Raw genomic sequence first — 20394 nt, forward strand, 5'->3', positions numbered from 1 at the left:
CATATGATTTTCTCTAATCACGGCCGTATGCAATATATCAATGTTGATAATACTATGGAAATTGGTAGAATGCAATATATTAGACGAAATTAATTGAACATTTATTTTATTTTCACAAATGTATCAATTTTATAAAAGCATAGTATACAGTAAAATCCGAACAACTTTGTTTTTTCTCTAGAAGAATGATTTCCGCTCAACACTGCTTCAATCTTCTTGGACCAAAAGAAAATTGGCCAAAGTTAACTCACGGGGCGACGTTTAGCCTTTGTTCTTTAGAGTTCACCAAAGTACATATAGCTCATGAGGTTCCCATTGGAGTCACCTTCTCCCAATCCAATAAAAAAAAACGAATTTAAAAAAGCGAATAATTAGTTGATAAACAACTTAAACATTCGCTTTTCCCAATAAAAATGGTAATTATGTAATTAACAAAAATTGATTATATAACAATCTATTATGAAACTCATTTCATTTTGAATATAACAAAAAGCTATACAATTAGAGAAAAATCCAATCATATAGCTTTTCATTTGTTATTTCTTCTCTGGAAATAATACTTCCTTTAAAGCATCATCTGAGGAATTTTCGGTAAGTTTCACTTTCGAACGATACGCTGCACGTGTTAGCAAGTGCCCAGAAACAGGGGCAGTCAAAAACACAAATAATATACCTAGTATAAGACGAACGCTTATAAAATTCTCACTTACCCAAAAATGTATAAAGGCACCAGTTAGAGACAACAGTACTGCTACCGTTGAGCTTTTTGTAGCCGCATGTGAACGTGTATAGACATCTGGGAGGCGAATAATACCGAAGGCACTAATCACACTCATGATACTCCCTAAAAAAATGATAATAACCGCTACGAACTCAATTATCTGACTTGTGCTCAATGATAGCCCCCCTCTCAATATACTTGGAGATGGCAATCGTACTTATAAAAGCAAGTATACCTAGTATTAGAATCGCCTCTAAAAATGCCTTTGTCTTCAATACAATCGAAATAATGGCTATCATTGATATGAGATTTACACCTATCATATCTAGCGCTACTGCTCTATCGGGCATAGAAGGTCCCTTAATGATTCGAAAAAGAGCTATTGCAATTGAAATAGCAAATAAAGTTAAAGAAACCAACAGTATTTTTTCTATCATTATCGAGTCACCTCCATTATTGCTTTTTCAAATTTAGTAATTGATCTTAATACATCCGCTTTAGACTGCTCAATATCCATTGCATGAATATAAAACATATCTCCCTCTGGATTTACTTCCATAACTACGGAACCAGGGGTCAAAGTTAACAGCATTGCTAACGTGGTAATCTCCCAGTCTCCTTTAAGTTCTGTTCTATAGGTGAAAATTCCAGGCTTGAGGTCCCAGCGAGGATTTAATATTTGTTTACTTATAAGTATACTCGACTGAGCCAACTCTGATATGAATATGAAAATTAACTTAATAATGGAAAGTAATCTTCTCAAATAAAACTGAGTCCCAAAAAAGCGATGCATTAAGAATATTATGAAGATCCCTACGATGAAACCACTAAAAAATGTCGTCATCTTAAGTTCATCTTCGTCCTTTAATGTTGTCCACAAAAATGCGATGAATAGGTTTAGTAAAAATTGTGCCGGCATACTTCTCACCTCTCCCTTCACTTATTTCCACCCATTACTGCATCAATATACACGGAAGGATTAGATAGAGTATGAGCTGCGTCCGTGACATAACTAGAGATAACCTCTGCTCCTAGACCTAAAGAAATCGTTGCAATTCCCAACAAAACAATGGGAATAATCATTCCCATTTCCATCGGTTTTTCATCTTCTAGACTTATAATAGTTTCCCCAAATATAGTATTTAAGAAAATTCGAAGAAGCGAATACAGCACAACAATGCTGGAGATAAAGGCCAGCGCTAATAGTATGTAAGATCCTGATTCAATAGCACCTTGTCCAACTAGTATTTTCCCTACAAATCCGCTCAATGGTGGAATACCTGCCAATGAACAAGTAACAAGGAAGAACATCCACCCAAATACAGGATAATTTCGTATTAGCCCACTCATTTCATCTATCTTTGATTTCCCAGTTAAGTAAATCATCGTACCAGCTAGTAAAAATAACATTGCTTTTGCAATCATGTCATGAATTACGTAGTATATAGATCCAGCAATTGAAGTTTCAGTTCCCACCGCAAGACCAATCATTATAAAACCAACAGCAATTACCACATTGTAAGAAACAATTAACCGGACATCCTTAAAAGCAATGGCCCCGATACATCCGACAATTAGTGTTATTCCTGCCATTATCCCTATTACCGTGTGTGATATTAATGGCTCGTGATAGAATATGAGTGTAAATGTACGGAAAAGAGCATATATTCCAACCTTTGTAAGTAACGCTCCAAACAATGCGGCAACCGCAGTTGGTGGCACTGAATAAGATCCCGGTAGCCAAAAGAATAGCAACAACCCAGCTTTTAAACTAAATACGACTAAAAACAAAATACTTATCGTAGTAAGTAGCGGTCCTTGTCCTGATTCCGCTACTCTTTCTGAAATATGAGCCATGTTTAAAGTACCTACAGTACCATATAAATAGGCAAGGGCTACTAAGAAGAACCATGAAGCAAGCACATTTATCACTACATATTTAATCGATTCCCTCAACTGCGGCTTAGTCCCCCCTAATGTAATTAATACATATGAGGCTAATAACATTACTTCGAAACAGACAAACAGGTTAAATAGATCCCCTGTTAAAAACGACCCATTAACTCCTGCAACTAAAAACAACACAAATGGGTAGAAGTACATTTTCTCATGTTTATCTCCTATTGAAGAAAAAGCATGGATTAGACAGATTGCGGTAACTACACTTGCCGTAAGCACGAGTAACATCGCAAAAGAATCCGCCACAAACAGAATTCCAAATGGTGGTTCCCATCCTGCAAAATCTAATCGTATAATTCCATCTGTCTGGACTTTATTTAAGATAAATAAACTTATACCCGCAATACCAATCATCGTTATTAAACTAATTACACGTTGCCATTTCACATATGGGCGTAAAAATACCAGTATAATCCCAACTATAATTGGAATGATCAACGGTAAAACAATTAAATTATTCATCTTTTGCCCCTCTCAATTCATCGAGATCATCCGTACCAACATCCTGATAAGTACGATAGGCTAACACAAGTATGAAAGCTGTTACAGCAAAACTAATCACGATAGCAGTTAATATTAGTGCTTGTGGTAAAGCATCTGCATAAGGCGCATCTGCTTCTTTTAACAAGGGAACATTGCCTTGCTTTAAGTCCCCCATCGTTAATATGAGCAAATGGACGGCATGTGAAAACACAGCAGTACCTAAAATTATTCGAATTATATTTCTGGAGAGGATTAGATACGTGGCAACAGCAACTAAAATCCCTATTAACATAATGATTAATGTTTCCATTGTTTATCCACCATCCTCACTAATGCTTAAAATAATTGTTACTAATACACCTACAACTGTTAAGGCTACACCTGCTTCAAAAATAGTCACTGTTGTCAGTTCCGTTTTACCAAAAACCGGCAAATCAAAATAGGCAAAGGTTTGAGACATAAATGGAACTCCAAATACTATTGACCCAAAACCTGTAGATGTAGCTAATAACACACCAATCGCTGCAACATATTTAAAATCTAAAGGAAGACTCTTTTTTACCGTTTCAATATCCGTAGACAAATATAGCAATACAATTGCACTTGCTAGAACTAATCCACCTATAAATCCCCCACCGGGTGTATTATGACCCGAAAGAAATAAATACACACCGAATGTCAAAATTATAAATACAACAATCCTACTAATTGTCCGGAGTATGACATCATTAATCTTCAATGTTTTCATCCTCCTTTTTAGTTCTTAGCTTAATCATGGAATACACACCTAAACCAGCTATAAATAGGACAACCACCTCGAGCATCGTATCAAAACCACGGAAATCTCCCAATATAGCATTTACGATATTGGCTCCTCCTGCTAGTTCATAGGCATCTTCAAAATAACTAGAAATAGGTTCAAACTGATTGAAATCTACTACTGATAGTCCGACTAAAACAACTACTAATCCGACCGCTACCGATATTATTCCGTTGACTACTTTTGTTCCTTTTGGAAGCTTTTCCTTCTCCCAATCCGGTAAATGAGAAAAAGCTAGTAGAAATAATGCAGTAGTCACAGATTCTACAACTAACTGGGTTAGTGCTAAATCTGGAGCCCGGAAAATGACAAAAAAGATAGCAATAGAGTATCCTAATACTCCATTCAATAGTGTCGCTGTCATTCGAGACTTCGCAAATAACATGGACATTGCCGCAACTGCCATAATAGCAACTAAGCAAACTTCATAGACTCTGAACGATGCATTTGTAGAAATATCAAACGAGAAAGCTCTTGAATAAAACAAGTAACCACCCACGGTCACTATAAAGAATACAAATATATATATTAAATAATGTCGTAATAATCCATTCATATAACGATTAGTTATTGCGTTAGATTTGCTTACCGAAGTAGCCAATAAGTTATTATAGAGTGCATTAAATGTGAAACGTGAAGAAATCAATCCATAAATTGGTTTCCAAAATTTAAGAAGTTTGAAAAGAATAGCACCTACTATAATAACCCCTATAGTCATGAGCAATTCAGGGTTTACTCCATGCCAAGCCGATACTTTTGGCGTCAAATCTGCTGCTTCCCCAAAAATTGGATAAACACTACTCATTGCTGGTTGTAATATATATTGCCCTAATAGATTCGGGAAGAAGAATATACCAACAACTAAAGCGGCTAGAATCATAGGAGATATTAACATTCCAATAGGAGCTTCATGAATAGGTTTATCCAATTTCTCTGGCTGAGGATTTCCAAGAAATGCTTTAAAAACGATAACCGCACAGTAAACAAATGTAAATACACTAGCAATCCAGGCTACAACCGGAAAAATAATTCCTAAAGATGGTAAAGAAAAAATATCTACTTCCATAATATGTACAGTCGCTGTAAAGAACATTTCCTTACTAAGGAACCCATTGAATGGAGGCAAACCAGCCATCGATAAACTTCCTATTAGAGCAACTGTAAATGTAAACGGCATGAAGGTCATTAATCCCCCAAGTCGTCGAACATCCCTTGTCCCTAGCTCGTGATCGAGAATTCCTACGACCATAAACAATGCACCTTTAAAGGTCGAATGATTTATCAAGTGAAATAAAGCGGCAAATGTAGCTTGCGTATACAGAACTGAATCAGCTGAATAGCCAAACTGCAGCGCTATCGAACCTAAACCAAGCAAACTCATGATAAGTCCCAGCTGACTAATAGTAGAAAAAGCTAGTAATGCCTTCAAATCTGTTTGTCTAACAGCATTAAAGGAACCCCAAAATAGAGTAATCATCCCAACTACACTTACTACCCAAAACCATACTTCATCCGCTCCAAAAACTGGTGTGAAACGCGCCACCAAATATATACCAGCCTTTACCATCGTCGCAGAGTGTAAATAAGCACTAACTGGGGTTGGCGCTTCCATAGCATCCGGTAGCCAAATGTGGAAAGGAAATTGTGCTGACTTCGTAAATGCTCCTAGCAGTACTAAAATCATCGCAGGCATGAACAACGCGTGGTCACTGAACTCACTCATACTCGAAATTATTTCTCGAATACTGAAAGAACCAGTCATCGTATGTAACATGATAAAACCAACTAACATAGCAATACCACCACTTACAGTGATTAGCATAGCTTTTTGTGCTCCAAATCTGGAAGCTTGTCGATGATTCCAAAAGGCGATTAACAGGAATGAAGAAACACTCGTTAATTCCCAAAAAACATATAACACCATCAAGTTATCAGAAAAAACAACTCCAAGCATGGCACCCATGAATAGTAATAAATAACAATAAAAATGCTGTAAGGATTCTTTAGAGGAAAGATAAAAAATAGAATATAAAATAACTAAACTTCCAACACCTGTGATTAATAGAGCAAAGATCATACTTAGACCATCTAAATATGTCGTGAAGTTAAAATCTAATGTGGGAATCCATTCATATGTATGGACATAAGTTTTACCACTTGCTACCGAGGGAATTAGCCTAGCAAGTATGACAAACAAAGCTATAGGCACGATTAATACAAACCAACCGAGATGGGTCTTTTTAAATCGCCTATATGTAAAAGGTAAGAGTGCAGCTACAATAAATGGGATTAATATAACTAAATTAACGGAAAACAAATTTTAACCTCCTATTGGTTAAGTAGAATTAGGATTGGGCAGTTGTGAGGGTTAAATTACTTTTTCAAACTATAGACTTGACTATCCTAACAACTAGTAGCATAATAGGATTCCATATGAGACCCTTCAAAATACACTAGAATTTAGGATATATAACTTGCTTGTATTAATAGCTAATGCATATTATGTATAGAATTGAAGTGATTGTACTACTTTACATGCATTTAATAATTATACATGAAAGTATGGTACAACACACTTTTAGTGTCTTGAAGCATTATTTATAGAAAATTACATGAGAAATATATATAGGAAAACAAAAAAGAGGTGTGTATAAACGTGAAACGCGTAAAAGGTCGAATGGATGAAAGTATACTTGTCTGCGTATACTACGGACCAAATGGAGAGCGACTAATTAGAAGAGGACATAAAATGGCAAGTATGCTCGATTGTCCCCTATATATTCTTACAGTCGATCCCCTTCCATATGATGCATTCGATGCTGAAAAATCCCAGTACATCGAACAGTGGAAGACTTTAGCAGAAGAATTAGAGGTTGAAGAGTTTATCATTCGTGATAATGAAAAACGTTCTTCGCCAAAAGTTATTCAAGAAGTTGCCCATGGATTAAATATAACTCAAATTATTATAGGACAAACTGCACAAAGTAGATGGGAAGAAATAACAAAGGGATCCTTCATGAATGTCTTATTAAAAGAAATTCCTTTTGTGGACTTCCATGTTGTTTCAGTTGCCCGCTACATTAAAGATGAAGAAGATGGCATTTTCGAAAAAGGAGTCCGTGCTTATTTAGTAGTAGATGGAGATTCTTATAAAGTGTCCTTCACTTGTGCGAAGAATATGTGCCAAGAAGGTATTTTCTTCAAAGAAATTGGTACAGATTTTGATAATGGTATTTTCAAGTTTATGCATAATAACAAAATGCACCAGGTTCATATCCAAGATAATCTAGTTACCGATTCATCTCAAGTACCTGATGGTTGCAGCTTAAAAGCATATAAATAGAAAAAAGGAAACTCTTAGAGTTTCCTTTTTATTATTACTTGATTAAATTAAAAGCGCGACTAAAAGGATAATCACTCGATTTTCATTAATTTGACATCGATATTTTTCGGTCCTTGGGTAATCCCAAACCTACTAATCCTATTATCGGTAACGTCGACACGACAATCATTGTCGTATAAACACCTACATAATCCATTAATATTCCGATCACAACTGCTCCAATTGCTCCCATTCCAAATGCTAAACCTACAGTTAACCCAGCCATCGTCCCTATTTTACTCGGTACGAGTTCTTGTGCGTATACAACGGTTACCGAAAAGCTTAACATGATGAAAAATCCTATCGCAATGAGCAACAATATAATTGCCCAAACAGGTACGTAAGGTAGTAGTAGACTTAGTGGGATTGGAACCGCCATCGACAATATAATAACATTTCTTCTTCCCATTCGGTCCGCCATTGGTCCACCGAAAAATGTCCCTACTGCCCCCAGTGCCAGAAAGATAAAGATAATTAACTGCCCTTCTTTAATAGTCATACCGTAATTCTCCATCAAATGAAAAATATAAAAGTTGGTCATATTAGTAACATAAAAAGAGCGGGCGAAAATTAACACCATCAAAAGAGTTAAGGCGACACCAACTTGTTTTTTAGTTAAAGCTGGGAGTGAAGAAAGAAGCGTCCTCTTTCTTTTGGATAGCTTTTCTAACTCCAACTGTTTTTTATACCACGCAGAAATCTTCGATAACAGAAATATTCCCACCGCAGCAACTACTAAAAAAAGAGCTGCACCTTTTTGACCTAATGGTACTAATATAAATGCGCTTATAAGTGGCGCAAGTGCTTGTCCAGAATTCCCCCCCACTTGATAAATCGATTGCGAGAGACCTCTTTTAGAACCCGCTGCCATAAAGGACACTCGCGAGCCTTCTGGATGAAATACCGCTGAACCCAACCCCAAAAATATTACCGATACGAGGATCATCCAATACTGCGGTGCAAAGGCTAGTCCCGCCATTCCGACAAAGGAGCTCATCATCCCAAGCGGTAACGCATATGGCATAGGTTTTTTATCGCTTATAAAGCCTACAACAGGCTGGAGAACCGATGCAACAATATTTAACACAAATGAGATGAGTCCTAATTGGGTAAACGTTAGACCTAGTTCCAATTCTAAAACAGGGAACATCGCAGGAATTACCGCCTGCAACGTATCATTAAATAGATGACATACACCTATAGCAAACATTATGGGATATACTGGATTACCCATTTTATGGCTGGAATTCAACTTGGACATATTTTCACATTCTTTCTAGATTTTCACCAATAAAGTTATTATAGCTCAAATTGGACAAAGTATTTCATTATGAATGGAATACTAACAGAGTTCATGGCAACAATAAGCAATACGTCAATAATGAAATGGGGTTATATGAGTTATATGGAAACCTTTTTCGAAATGAACTTTTGGGAAATGATTTTGAGATCAACTCTTTCCTTCATCGTATTACTTGTATTAGCAAGGCTATTAGGAAAGAAACAATTAAGCCAGCTCACTTTTTTCCACTATATAACCGGTATAACAGTTGGGTCTATTGCCGCAGAGATTGCCTCTCAACATGAAACACCTTTTCTGGATGGATTGATTGCACTTATTTGGTGGACTGCCCTCACTTTATTAATGAGTTATATATCTTTGAAATTTCCTACAGCTCGAACATGGATTGATGACGAACCTACCATTGTCATAAAAGACGGCGAAATCAGTGTGAAGTCTTTAAAATCCTCACGTTTACATATGGACGATGTATTAATGATGCTGAGAGAGCAATCTATTTTTTCGATCCAGGATGTACATTATGCAGTCCTTGAAACAAATGGCGAACTTAGCGTCATGAAAAAGGTTGGTTTGCAGGAGGCTACCAAACAGGACGTTAAAGTGCCCCTTACTCTTCCTTTGTTCATACCCTCTGAAATAATATCCGACGGTAAAATTGTAAAAAAGAACTTGGAAGAATTAGATTTAACAGAAGAATGGGTAATGAAAAAGCTAAGGAAACATGGAGTAGATTCAGTTAGTGATGTGTTTTATGCACAACTACAAACGAATGGCTCATTACATATTAGCTTAAAAGAAAATGGGATTTAGCAAATTACATCACAAAACATCAATATAAAAGGAGCGAGGAAATGTGACATAATCACTTTTCTTAGCTCCCTTCTATTTATCCGTGATTTAAATAAGTGAGAATGGCATTAACCAGTTCATCCGGTGCCTCATACATACTCATATGACCTGCACCCTCTATGACTACTTGTTTAATATTATCTCCACTTGCTGTGAATGTCTTGTCAGCTGGGATAAGTTGATCACTTTCTCCTGCTATTAATAGTACTGGTAGCTCTGTCTTCTCCAAAATTTCCGTACGATCTTTTCTACTCTTCATCGCAAGAAGTGCATTTTTAGCTCCTTGAGGTTGTACTTCATATCCAATCTTTTTAACTTCCTCCATCGATTGTTTATGACTTTCTACATTTTCTGGAGCAAATAGTTTTGGAACAAGACCATCGATGAATATATCGATTCCTGCCTTTTCTATTTTATCGGCTGAGGCAATTCTTCCTTCCTTAGCTTCTTCTGAATCAGGAAATCCTGTGGAATGAATTAAAGAGAAACCGCTTAAATATTGATTATATTTTTCTGCAAAAGCTAGTGTGATATAGCCACCTAGTGAATGACCGAACATGGTCACCTTCTCTATTCCTAGTTCCTCTAAGAAGTCTTTTAGAACTAATGCGTATTGTTCTATATCATTCACGCTATAGAGCCCTTTAGATTCTCCATGTCCAGGAAGGTCAATTGCAATAACTCTATATTTTTCCGATAACATTGGTATTACTTTTCCCCAATAACCGGAGCTTCCACAAAATCCATGGATGAGTAATAGCACCTCTCCTGTGCCTTCCTCTTTATAAGCAATGTTGGTATTAATTGTTATCATTAAGTCATCTCCCTAATGTTTTATTAATTGATTGGTTCAACTCTTCTATGTTTACCCCGTCTATTTGTTTATTACTCAAATTATATTTCTTTTTAATAGAGAGAATCCGTTTCACACTTTCATCGATTCTTTGTTCCGTAATTTCTCCATCTTCTATTGCTTTAATAATTGAGTCTATCGCTTTTTTTACATTTGCGTAGTTATGCGCTACTAACACTATGTCATTTCCTGATTTTACTGCAGATACGGCTGATTCACCTATTTCCAAGTTATTTAGGATTGCTTTCATCGTCATATCATCTGTTATGATAATACCTTCATAGCCTAGTTGTTCCCTCAATACATCGGTAATAATTCTCTCTGATATGGAGGCCGGATATGTAGAATCAATTTTCGGAAGTAAAATATGTCCTACCATCACGACCTCCGCACCTTGCTCTACCGCATGCTTAAAAGGTATTAACTCAAGAGCTTGTAATTCCTCTATACTCTTTTGAATTATTGGTAGCTCTTTATGCGAATCCACTGCAGTATCGCCATGTCCGGGGAAATGCTTTATAACCGAAATAACCTGCTCACTTTGAATGCCTTTCATCATCTGTAGCCCCAGTTCACTTACTAGCTCCGCATCTGTTCCAAAGGATCGGTCTCCAATAATCGGATTATCGGGATTGCTGTTTATATCTAGAACAGGAGCAAAATCTAAATTGAAACCAAATGCACTTAGTTCTTTCCCTAATAGCTTCCCTATATTATAAGAAAGAGATATATCATTTCGCTTTCCTAACTCTTCGTTTGTCGGTAACTTAGTTAACTCTGGGAGCCTAGAAATTCTACCACCCTCTTCGTCAACTCCTAAAAACAATGGAACTTTATTATTAGTATTTTCTTGTTTAATGGCATTCAATAAGGAAACAGATTGATTGGCATTCTTTAAATTATCCTTGAACAAAATAATACCGCCTACTTGATGTGTAGATATGATTTTCTTGGTCTCATTTGTAATATCCGTCCCTTTTATACCCGCAAATATCATCTGGCCTACTTTTTCTTCTAGGCTTAAATCGGAAAGAGAGAAGTCTTTTTCAAATTCTGTGAATACAGATATGTGATGAACTTCTGGGTTTGGCTCTTCTTCCGTCGGCTTAGGCATTATCCATTTCAATTGAAAGTCTGTTGTGACATCATATATAAAAATCGTTTGGTCTACTTGGTCATCCTTATAGCTTCTAACTTTATCAGCTTCACCTTTAATGGATTTAATATCCTCGAGACGGATTTGTTGGATTTCAGGTGAACTGGACCGTATATCAAAAACAACTTCAGATTGATGCCCCACTGTTGCATCGTTCGATAGAAACTCCTCATAGATAGCACTAGCATTCTTACTTTTTCGATCTGGAGCTCCCCATAGTTCATGCACTTTTTGGATGGTAGTTTCTCCTACTATAAAAGGTGAATTAATCGTTTGCCCTTTTTCTGCTAGTTCAAACAAGAGGGATACAAAGGATTCCGCATCCGAAGACACTTCTATCGGCACTTCCTTTTGTGAATCGCTATCTTCCTTAGATTCTTTGAGCATTACAACTACGGCAATTGCTAATAATATTAGAAGAAGTATTACTACCTTTTTGGTCATCATAAAACCTCCAAACAAATGATAATCTTACCCCTACTTCCATAAGCCTAACCAATATCCCTTTAATCTAACTAAAAAAAGAGCTTTATATTTGATATATTTTCACTTCTCAAATATAGTACTATTTGAACCAAAATAATATAAAAACGACTGAAAAGAGGAATAGTTATGTCTATTAAAGATGCTATGATATGTGATATAGAAACTGGAATTTGCGGACCTGCAGAAGAAAGTAATTCTGTTATAAAGCTAATTGACCTAACTGCCCTGTCTACAAAAAAAGAAGCTAATGCAGTTACTGTGCAAACTGAAAAAGATAAATGAAATAGTTAAAACGCCCTTCTGTAATTAGTACGGAGGGGCGTTTGCCATATCATTACACTTCCTTCACTTCTAAATGCTTCATACAGTTAAATAAATGACAACTGTTACCTTGATCATTGAGCTCCACAATTGAAACGGAAGTGTTTCCGATATCACGAGAAAACTCTCCATTTGGAACAAGTGCATATAATAATCTACTTATGAAGCCTCCATGACTAACTACGAGCACTCGTTTTCCCAAATGTTTTTGTTTTACTTCTTCTATAAAAGACATCCCACGAGAAATAATATCATCCTCTGGTTCGAAGCCGATATCCTGGTTTCTCCAATCCAGCCCCCATTTAGCAATTCGTTCATCCTCAGTCGTTCCTTCGATTAAGCCACCACCAATTTCTCCAAGACGTTTGTCTTGAATAAAGTCGACTCCAGAATGATTTTCAGCAATAATTTCAGCTGTTTTCTTTGCACGAATTAATGGACTTGTATAAATAACGTCCCATTCTTCGAACTGCATTCTTTGCGCTGCACGCTTAGCCATTTGAATTCCTTCTTCATCTAGTGGCACATCTGTACTCCCCTGCGCTCTACCTTCCTTATTCCAAGCAGTGACACCATGTCTTACAAACCCTATCGTCGTCATGTAATTTCCCCCTTACTTATTGTTTCATTATAATCAAATTAAAATAATTGAACAATTATCGCTTGACCTTCACGCAACGTAAAGGTTTAAGCTGAATATATAAGGAGGTGATGAATTGGAATACACGGTACAAAAACTTGGGCAGCTTGCTGGTATTAGCGCAAGAACACTACGATATTATGATGAGATTGGGCTACTTAAACCTACACGTATCAATTCATCAGGATATCGTATATACGGTGCAACTGAAGTAGATCGGCTGCAACAAATACTATTTTACCGCGAACTTGGAGTAAATTTAGAAAGTATTAAAGAAATCATGACATCCCCAGCATTTGACGGTACACAAGCGCTTCGAGATCATCGTGATAAACTGCTCGAAAAACGTGTGCAACTTGATGCACTTATTAACAATGTGGATAAATCAATTAAACAGACAGAAAGGAAGATTAGCATGACAGATAAGGAAAAATTTGAAGGCTTTAAACAAAAACTTGTCGATGACAATGAGAAGAAATACGGAAAAGAAATTCGAAAAAAATACGGTGAAGATACAGTGAATGCATCCAACGTAAAAATAAAGGGCATGACCGAAGAGACGTATGCGAAAATACAGAAATTAGAGGAGCAAATGTTCATGAATTTAAAAGCAGGATTGGATACCGGAAACCCCGCCGGAGAACAGGCTCAAAAAGCGGCAGATTTGCATAAACAATGGCTTTGCTTTTACTGGGATCAATACTCTAAAGAAGCTCATGAAGGTCTTGCAGAAATGTATGTCTCTGATGAACGATTCACTGCATATTACGATAAAGTACAATCAGGTGCAACTGAATTTTTACGAGATGCAATTGTTATTTACACAAAAAGCTAGAAGGCTCATACCTTCTAGCTTTTTCTAACTATCACTTTGTATATTTTATCGATTCCATAGGCACCAACCAATAACAAAAAGAAGGCAATAATATAGTTGAACAAACTCTTTTCTATTTCGAAGATATTTAACAAATAAAGAAAAACAATAGCCCAAATTATTATTAATACGGATTTAATAATTCCAACCTCCTAACTAATTTGGAAGTTCGTCCTTTCCATTTTGTAATACATTCTCGATTATGTGGATATCCTCTGGATAAGCTAAATCCAAGATTTGGATTTCCTCGAATGACTTCCAAGCAATTTCGTGAATAAATTCATCTGGGTCTTGCAATGTTATTTCACCGCTCATTATTGTCACTAAAAAATAGTCCACATCGTAAGAGATTCCGTGTTCACTGAGAGTTCCACTTTTATTATGTACCTTGTCAATCGTTTTCACTATGAATCCAGTTTCCTCACAAAATTCTCTTATACAGCATTCTTCTATTGTTTCTCCTTCTTCAAGCGTCCCAGAAGGAACTGTCCATTTCTTATCTTCTCCTGGTGCTGCTTGAAGTACCATTAATACTTCCTTCTGATCATTTACACAAATACCAGCTGCACCTTTCCAGCTAAACATCAGCCTTCACTTCCTCTCCTTATATCCACTCTTCTTCTATTATATTTGGATCATAACGGGACTTTTTTAAATCTATACATCCATTGGCAAGAAAGTGGACCCCTTCCGATTCTAGCATTGCTTTTTGAGAGTATGCCGATTCTTCATCAGCCATTACAATTTCGCCCTTCGCATTAATCACACGTTGCCAAGGAATATTATGTTTTGCACTCATAGAATGCAAAACACGAACTACCTGTCTTGCTCCTCGAGGGCTTCCTGCAACTTTTGCAACCTGTCCATACGTCATCACTTTTCCCGATGGAATGGACTTTATAATATGAATTACTTTTTCAGTAAAAGGATTCATCCCGTAACTCCCTTTCATTTCCTCTAATTATAACTGACAATTTATAAAATTATAATTGCATTTAATGTAGTACCTTGCATAAGATAATACCATATGATATATTCTATCTAAGGTACTGTTCATTAGCTAGTAGTGAAAGGAGGAAAGAAAAGATGAATATTCAATTTAAAAAAGGAGTATTAAACTTATGTGTGCTTGTTTTATTGGATAAGCAAGATCGATATGGTTATGAGCTTGTACAAAAAATATCCGATCAGATTTCAATTTCAGAAGGATCCGTTTATCCATTATTAAGACGATTGACAAAGGAAGGCTATTTTACCACATATCTGCAGGAGTCCACAGAAGGACCCCCACGGAAATACTACAAACTCACTGATTTAGGTCGCTCCTACTTACATGAACAATTGAAAGAATGGAAAAGTTTTACGACTGGTGTAAATAATCTAATTGAAGAGGGTGTAAAAAATGACTGAACAACAATTTTTAAATGAATTAGAAACTGCTTTAATGAGGATTCCAGCTGAAGAGAGATATGATATTCTTTCTGATATTAAAGAGTACTTCTCAAATGGCCGAGAAGATGGAAAATCGGATAGTGAAATTGCGGCTTCTTTAGGGTCACCAAGAGATATTGCTAAGGAGCTTTCCGAAAACCAAGTTCAAATTCCAGAGAAAGTTACAACTGGCAATAAAATCATTAAAGTCCCTCATGCGAACTTCTCAAATGTGATGATGGATATAGAATTCGGCTCTTTATACGTAACTCCTTCGGAAACACGAAACAACTATAGAGTTAGTTGGAGAAAACGATAAATTACAATTGACCGTCGATATAATAAACGACACATTATCAATTCAATTTAAAACCAAAAAGTATAAACTTTTTAGTTTCATGTTCTTAATAAAAGAACTAAGAGTAAACGTTTCCCTACCAAAAAAGCTATATACAACTGTTATTATGAAAACTACTTTCGGACGAATTCGTGCCGAAAAAATACTCGCGAAGAATATAAAAACTACATCAGATAACGGGAGTATTGGATTAAAAGAATTTGCTGCAACCATTCTAGAAGTAAAAACCGATAATGGACGTATCGAAATGGAGAAAATTCAGGCTGATAAACTGACTGCTGAAACTGATAACGGCAGAATTGAGCTTCGAAATATCGATGCCGAGCAAGTTCACACGGAAACAGATAACGGGAGAATTATGATGCAATACGTAAACGGAAGTATTGTAGGAAAAACTGATAACGGCAGAATCGAGTTACTAACTGCTAGCTTGGATCGAATGATTGAATTGGAGACAGACAACGGGGGCATTTTAGTAGAAACGGAAAATGAGCCAACGGACGTATCTATTCATGCAAATGTAGATTTTGGCAAAATAAGCGTGTTCGGTGAGAGAAATACTCGAACTGTTTTCGGAAACGGAACAAACAAAGTCCGACTTTCATCGGATAATGGGAAAATAGCGGTAGAAAAGAAAAGCAGAGTAGTAGCTTATAAATAAGAAAAAGTCCTTCAAGACGACACATCTTGAAGGACTTTACTATTTTGTTACGTTAGTTTTCTTCTATTTCCTTACGGTTTTTCTTGAATAGTTTCGATAGGATTTCATAAACAATCGGTACAACTATTAACGTTAACAACGTTGAACTTGTTAAACCACCGATTACTGTAATACCAAGACCCTTCGAGATTAAACCGCCGCCACCTGAACCAACAGCTAATGGTATCAATGCACCAATAGTTGCAATTGCAGTCATTAGGATTGGACGAAGACGAGTTGCCCCCGCTTCCAGAATTGCTTCACGCATACTCATACCATCACGTTCCATATGAATGATTCGGTCTACTAGTACAATCGCATTTGTGACTACGATACCGATTAACATGAGCATACCCATCATAACTGAAACAGATATAGTTTCTTTCGCGATCAATAAACCAACGAATGAACCTATTACTGCAAACGGTAATGAGAATAGTATAGCAAATGGTGCTACACCCTCACGGAATGTTACAACTAAGATAAAGTAAACAATTGCGATAGCCGCAAGCATTGCTATTCCAAGCTGTGTAAATGTTTCAGTCATATCTGCTGCAACACCTGCAACACCAACTGTAACACCTTTTGGTAAGTCTAATTTATCAATTGCTTCATCTACTTCTGATGTTGCAACTGAAATATCATCCCCAAGGATTGTTCCAGTAACAGTTGCATAGTACTCCCCTTTACTACGAGCAAGAGTATTAAGTGTTGTTCCTTCTTCTACTGTTACCAGCTCAGAAAGAGGCATTGTCGTACCCAATGCTGTAGGTACTTCTGTAGCTAAAATATCATCTACTGATTTTGGTTGTTGTGCTTTTTCCTGCTGAACAATTACATCTAACGTATTGCCATCTTTTTCAACTGTCGTCAATACTTCTTGTGTAGCTGAAGGACTTAACATCATGACAATTTGGCCTGTTGTTAAACCATACTGAAGTAACTCATCTTGCTCTACATTGAATGTATATTCTACATAAGCATCCTCAGTACTAGAAGAAACGTCTTCTAAACCGTCATTTTCCTTCATTACATCTTCTACCATTGCTACTGCTTCATTTAGTTTGTTTAAATCTTCACTATAGAATGTATAACTAACTTCATTTGAAGACATCGACATAGCGGAGAAGTTTTGGCTCTTCCACTCACCTGTTTGCCCAATATTAAATACATACTCTTCAATTTCTTCACGCGCTCCTGGGAAGTCTTCCATTTCTGGATCGAAGATAAGGTACATTAATGCACCGCCTGCTCCGCCACCCATCATTGCAGCTGCTGGATCAGCACTATCACTATCTGTCACTGATAATTGAAGTATATCAATATCTTTACGTTTTAATAACTCTTCTTCTACCTTGGCAACATTTGCTAATGTATCATCTTTTAGCTCACCGGCTTCTGGTGTATAGGTTAAATACATAACTTTTTCTTCTTCACTTCCTAAGAAGCTGAAGCCGATTAATGGCGTTAAAGCTAAGCTACCAACTAGTAAAACGATAGATACTATAGAAGTAATTATTTTATGGTTAAGCGTCCATTCCAATATACTCTTATAACCATTAGCTAGTTTACCAACCTCTTTATGATTACTCTCATTCTTTTTACTATATAATTTCTTCTTAAACAAGAAGTGAGATAATGCTGGAACGATTGTGATAGCCACGATCAATGATGCTCCAAGTGCAAACGTCATTGTTAAAGCAAATGGCATAAACAATTCTCCTACCATACCACCTACAAATAATAATGGTGCAAATACTGCAACCGTAACTAGAGTAGATGACAAAATAGGTTTGAACATTTCAATTGTTGCTTCACGTACTAGCGCACGTCCTGATAATTTCTCATCTTTTAGATGAATACGACGATAAATATTTTCCACTACTACAATGGAGTCATCTATTACCCGTCCAATCGCAACTGTAATAGCCCCAAGGGTCATAATATTCAACGTAATATCCATCCAGTTTAATAGTAGTAACGCCATAAAAATAGAGACTGGAATAGATATGATTGAAATGACTGTTGATTTAAAATCACGTAAAAACAGTAATATGATTAATACTGCAATTAAACCACCAAATAATGCTTTTTCAATCATCGTGAAGACCGATTCTTCAATTGGCTCACCTTGGTCTAGTGATATATCAATAACAAGACCATCAATATTTTTCTGTTCTTCTTTGATCAATTCTTTCACACTATTAACAACATCAACAGTATTTGCTTGCTGTCCTTTAACAATTTGAACAGAAATTGCATCCTCTCCATTTGTACGTGAAACAGATTGAACTCTACCAACTTCTTCAATAGAAGCAATATCGCTAAGTTTCACAAATGGAGATGGGTTCGCTGCGGATGGTGTTACCGGAATAAGCATTTCCTTTAGTTCATCTGAAGTCATGAACTTACCATCTACTGAAACTGCCTCTTCGCCTTCTTCAAACTCGTATAGACCTAATGAAACTGCTAAGTCACTTGCTTGTATCATTTGTTTTACATCATCTTCTGTCAATCCAAGCTCGGTCATTTTTTCTTCGTTATACGTAAGGTTAACTTCTTCTATATGCTGTCCTGCAATAGTTGCAGAAGCTACACCATCAATTTTCTCAATCTTAGGAACTAATAGATCTGAAACTGTAGAAGTTAACTCCACAATGTCTTCTGTCTTACTACTAACACTTAATGCAACAACTGGCATCATATTCATGCTAAGAGCTGTGACAATTGGTTCCTGTGCTCCTTCAGGTAATTTTACCGACTCTAATGCTGACTTTAATGCACGATTTGCTTCGTCCATATCCTCACCATATTCATATTCCACTTGAATACTTGCCATATTCGAATTGGAATTAGAATAAACGGATTTTACACCCTCAAGATTTTCTACTACTTTTTCCAAAGGCATGGATACATCTTCCATTACCTGCTCAGGTGTTGCACCAGGATAGACATCCATTACCATTAAATATGGGATTGAGATATCTGGAATTGTTTCCATGTTCATACGTGTCCCTGAATAAATACCGGATACTGTGATAATAATTGTAAGTAGCCATACCGCTAATTTATTGTGCAGGACAAAATTAACTAAACCTTTCACTCTTACACCTACCCCTAATTGACTTTAATTTCTCAATTACTTATAATAATGACTTATTAGTCAGTTGTCAATAATATGAACTAGGAGCGGTAGTTTCAGATGGGAAAAAAACAATTAATAATGGAAAAAGCATTAGAGCTTTTTGCACAACAAGGATTTGAACTTACTTCTGTTCAACAAATCACTGAACACTGTGGGATTTCTAAAGGTGCTTTCTATTTGTCTTTCAAATCAAAAGATGAATTGATATTAGCATTAATCGACCAATTTATGAGTCAAATGATTTCAGATACTGACTATCAGGTCACAACCACCCAAAATGATGAGAAAACATTATATGAATTTTACTTTACCATGTTCCAATCCACTCAAAAGCATTCCGATTTTGCTAAAATTTTGATGAAAGAACAGTCCCAATCATTTAATAAGGAGCTTGTTATAAAATTTCATTATTATGATCGATTACTAGAGAAAACTATCCTTACTTTGATGGAAAGGTTATTTGGGGAAAAAATCGAAAATACAAAACATGATTTAGTATATTGTATTAAAGGTTTCATCAGTATTTATTCGGAATTAATTCTATTCAATAATGTCCCAGTAGATTTGGATCAGCTCGCGCAATCATTAGTGGAAAAAACAAACCTGCTTGCGACACACGCTACAATTCCATTTGTCACCGAAGAAATTTTCCAGTTAAAACGGTTGACCCATACGGAAGTAACGATTGATCAACTGCTTGAAATCTTAGAGCAGAATTTAAAAGAAGTAGAGGAGCCACTTGAAAAAGAATCGCTTACCTTGTTAAAGCAACATATACTAGAGCCCACTCTAAGCCCTGCTGTAGTAGAAGGTCTTTTAAAAAATATTCAAAGCTATCCTAGTTGCAAATGGGTTGCATTCTTACTTCGGAATTACTTCAAACTTGAATATAATGAGGGAAAATAAAATAGGG

Annotated in this window: 22 protein-coding genes; 8 read left to right on the plus strand and 14 right to left on the minus strand. The window is 36.3% G+C overall.

Annotation, left to right across the window (positions count from 1 at the left end; translation table 11 throughout):
- Window positions 1-536 precede the first annotated feature (536 nt).
- From ACQCPR_RS18000 to ACQCPR_RS18030, 7 genes are read right to left on the minus strand one after another with little or no spacing between them, the layout of a single operon-like run.
- Window positions 537-896 carry a Na+/H+ antiporter subunit G gene (locus ACQCPR_RS18000; RefSeq protein WP_090566141.1) on the minus strand — a complete coding sequence of 120 codons (360 nt, stop codon included), beginning with the start codon at window positions 894-896 and terminating at the stop codon, window positions 537-539.
- The gene (locus tag ACQCPR_RS18005; RefSeq protein ID WP_090566139.1) at window positions 874-1158 is read right to left on the minus strand and encodes a Na(+)/H(+) antiporter subunit F1; all 285 of its coding nucleotides are present in this window, start codon (window positions 1156-1158) and stop codon (window positions 874-876) included. Before ACQCPR_RS18005 ends, ACQCPR_RS18000 begins: the two co-directional genes overlap by 23 nt.
- The gene (locus ACQCPR_RS18010) at window positions 1158-1640 is read right to left on the minus strand and encodes a Na+/H+ antiporter subunit E (protein WP_090566137.1); all 483 of its coding nucleotides are present in this window, start codon (window positions 1638-1640) and stop codon (window positions 1158-1160) included. The genes ACQCPR_RS18005 and ACQCPR_RS18010 overlap by 1 nt, the downstream gene beginning before the upstream one ends.
- 17 nt (window positions 1641-1657) lie before the next feature.
- On the minus strand, window positions 1658-3142 hold the full coding sequence (locus ACQCPR_RS18015) for a Na+/H+ antiporter subunit D (protein ID WP_090566135.1): 1485 nt from the start codon (window positions 3140-3142) through the stop codon (window positions 1658-1660).
- The gene (locus tag ACQCPR_RS18020; RefSeq protein WP_090566132.1) at window positions 3135-3473 is read right to left on the minus strand and encodes a Na(+)/H(+) antiporter subunit C; all 339 of its coding nucleotides are present in this window, start codon (window positions 3471-3473) and stop codon (window positions 3135-3137) included. The genes ACQCPR_RS18015 and ACQCPR_RS18020 overlap by 8 nt, the downstream gene beginning before the upstream one ends.
- 3 nt (window positions 3474-3476) lie before the next feature.
- Window positions 3477-3902, minus strand: a complete 426-nt coding sequence (locus ACQCPR_RS18025) for a Na(+)/H(+) antiporter subunit B (RefSeq protein WP_090566129.1) — start codon at window positions 3900-3902, stop codon at window positions 3477-3479.
- Window positions 3892-6300: a Na+/H+ antiporter subunit A gene (locus ACQCPR_RS18030; protein ID WP_427137714.1), complete on the minus strand. Its 2409-nt coding sequence runs from the start codon at window positions 6298-6300 to the stop codon at window positions 3892-3894. The genes ACQCPR_RS18025 and ACQCPR_RS18030 overlap by 11 nt, the downstream gene beginning before the upstream one ends.
- A gap of 339 nt (window positions 6301-6639) precedes the next feature.
- Here ACQCPR_RS18030 and ACQCPR_RS18035 point away from each other — a divergent pair, with 339 nt between their 5' ends.
- Window positions 6640-7326 (plus strand): universal stress protein, encoded by a 687-nt coding sequence (locus ACQCPR_RS18035; protein ID WP_090566122.1) that lies wholly within the window; start codon window positions 6640-6642, stop codon window positions 7324-7326.
- Between the two features lie 85 nt (window positions 7327-7411).
- Here ACQCPR_RS18035 and ACQCPR_RS18040 read toward each other — a convergent pair whose 3' ends face one another.
- Complete coding sequence (locus ACQCPR_RS18040) at window positions 7412-8626, minus strand: MFS transporter (protein WP_427137715.1); 1215 nt, start codon at window positions 8624-8626, stop codon at window positions 7412-7414.
- A 144-nt stretch (window positions 8627-8770) separates the two neighbouring features.
- Here ACQCPR_RS18040 and ACQCPR_RS18045 point away from each other — a divergent pair, with 144 nt between their 5' ends.
- On the plus strand, window positions 8771-9478 hold the full coding sequence (locus ACQCPR_RS18045; protein ID WP_427138964.1) for a YetF domain-containing protein: 708 nt from the start codon (window positions 8771-8773) through the stop codon (window positions 9476-9478).
- Window positions 9479-9554: 76 nt separating this feature from the next.
- On the opposite strand, the gene ACQCPR_RS18050 is transcribed toward ACQCPR_RS18045, so the two are convergent.
- Together ACQCPR_RS18050 and nagZ are read right to left on the minus strand one after the other, a co-directional pair.
- The gene (locus tag ACQCPR_RS18050) at window positions 9555-10331 is read right to left on the minus strand and encodes an alpha/beta fold hydrolase (RefSeq protein WP_427137716.1); all 777 of its coding nucleotides are present in this window, start codon (window positions 10329-10331) and stop codon (window positions 9555-9557) included.
- A gap of 4 nt (window positions 10332-10335) precedes the next feature.
- Window positions 10336-11970 carry a beta-N-acetylhexosaminidase gene (gene nagZ, locus ACQCPR_RS18055; protein WP_427137717.1) on the minus strand — a complete coding sequence of 545 codons (1635 nt, stop codon included), beginning with the start codon at window positions 11968-11970 and terminating at the stop codon, window positions 10336-10338.
- A gap of 168 nt (window positions 11971-12138) precedes the next feature.
- Between nagZ and ACQCPR_RS18060 the strand changes: the two genes are divergently transcribed.
- Window positions 12139-12294, plus strand: coding sequence for a hypothetical protein (locus ACQCPR_RS18060; RefSeq protein ID WP_427137718.1), 156 nt, complete (start codon window positions 12139-12141; stop codon window positions 12292-12294).
- Between the two features lie 52 nt (window positions 12295-12346).
- Here the strand turns inward: ACQCPR_RS18060 and ACQCPR_RS18065 are convergent, their stop codons facing one another.
- Window positions 12347-12934: a histidine phosphatase family protein gene (locus ACQCPR_RS18065; RefSeq protein WP_427137719.1), complete on the minus strand. Its 588-nt coding sequence runs from the start codon at window positions 12932-12934 to the stop codon at window positions 12347-12349.
- A 115-nt stretch (window positions 12935-13049) separates the two neighbouring features.
- On the opposite strand from ACQCPR_RS18065, the gene ACQCPR_RS18070 reads away from it, so the two are divergent.
- Window positions 13050-13808, plus strand: coding sequence for a MerR family transcriptional regulator (locus ACQCPR_RS18070; protein WP_427137720.1), 759 nt, complete (start codon window positions 13050-13052; stop codon window positions 13806-13808).
- Window positions 13809-14003: 195 nt separating this feature from the next.
- Here ACQCPR_RS18070 and ACQCPR_RS18075 read toward each other — a convergent pair whose 3' ends face one another.
- Together ACQCPR_RS18075 and ACQCPR_RS18080 are read right to left on the minus strand one after the other, a co-directional pair.
- The gene (locus ACQCPR_RS18075) at window positions 14004-14432 is read right to left on the minus strand and encodes an NUDIX hydrolase (protein WP_427137721.1); all 429 of its coding nucleotides are present in this window, start codon (window positions 14430-14432) and stop codon (window positions 14004-14006) included.
- Between the two features lie 19 nt (window positions 14433-14451).
- The gene (locus ACQCPR_RS18080) at window positions 14452-14781 is read right to left on the minus strand and encodes an MGMT family protein (RefSeq protein ID WP_427137722.1); all 330 of its coding nucleotides are present in this window, start codon (window positions 14779-14781) and stop codon (window positions 14452-14454) included.
- A gap of 152 nt (window positions 14782-14933) precedes the next feature.
- On the opposite strand from ACQCPR_RS18080, the gene ACQCPR_RS18085 reads away from it, so the two are divergent.
- Genes ACQCPR_RS18085 through ACQCPR_RS18095 form a run of 3 tightly spaced genes read left to right on the plus strand, consistent with a single transcriptional unit; the run spans window position 14934 to window position 16297 of the window.
- Window positions 14934-15257 (plus strand): PadR family transcriptional regulator, encoded by a 324-nt coding sequence (locus ACQCPR_RS18085; RefSeq protein ID WP_090566098.1) that lies wholly within the window; start codon window positions 14934-14936, stop codon window positions 15255-15257.
- Window positions 15250-15597, plus strand: a complete 348-nt coding sequence (locus ACQCPR_RS18090; protein WP_427137723.1) for a DUF1700 domain-containing protein — start codon at window positions 15250-15252, stop codon at window positions 15595-15597. The genes ACQCPR_RS18085 and ACQCPR_RS18090 overlap by 8 nt, the downstream gene beginning before the upstream one ends.
- Window positions 15598-15604: 7 nt before the next feature.
- Window positions 15605-16297, plus strand: coding sequence for a DUF4097 family beta strand repeat-containing protein (locus ACQCPR_RS18095; protein ID WP_427137724.1), 693 nt, complete (start codon window positions 15605-15607; stop codon window positions 16295-16297).
- A gap of 52 nt (window positions 16298-16349) precedes the next feature.
- On the opposite strand, the gene ACQCPR_RS18100 is transcribed toward ACQCPR_RS18095, so the two are convergent.
- Window positions 16350-19439, minus strand: a complete 3090-nt coding sequence (locus ACQCPR_RS18100) for an efflux RND transporter permease subunit (RefSeq protein ID WP_427137725.1) — start codon at window positions 19437-19439, stop codon at window positions 16350-16352.
- A gap of 99 nt (window positions 19440-19538) precedes the next feature.
- Between ACQCPR_RS18100 and ACQCPR_RS18105 the strand changes: the two genes are divergently transcribed.
- Window positions 19539-20387, plus strand: coding sequence for a TetR/AcrR family transcriptional regulator (locus ACQCPR_RS18105; protein WP_090566091.1), 849 nt, complete (start codon window positions 19539-19541; stop codon window positions 20385-20387).
- The last annotated feature ends 7 nt before the right edge of the window (window positions 20388-20394 follow it).

The sequence above is a fragment of the Psychrobacillus psychrodurans genome (genome assembly GCF_050209195.1).
GTDB lineage: Bacteria > Bacillota > Bacilli > Bacillales_A > Planococcaceae > Psychrobacillus > Psychrobacillus psychrodurans.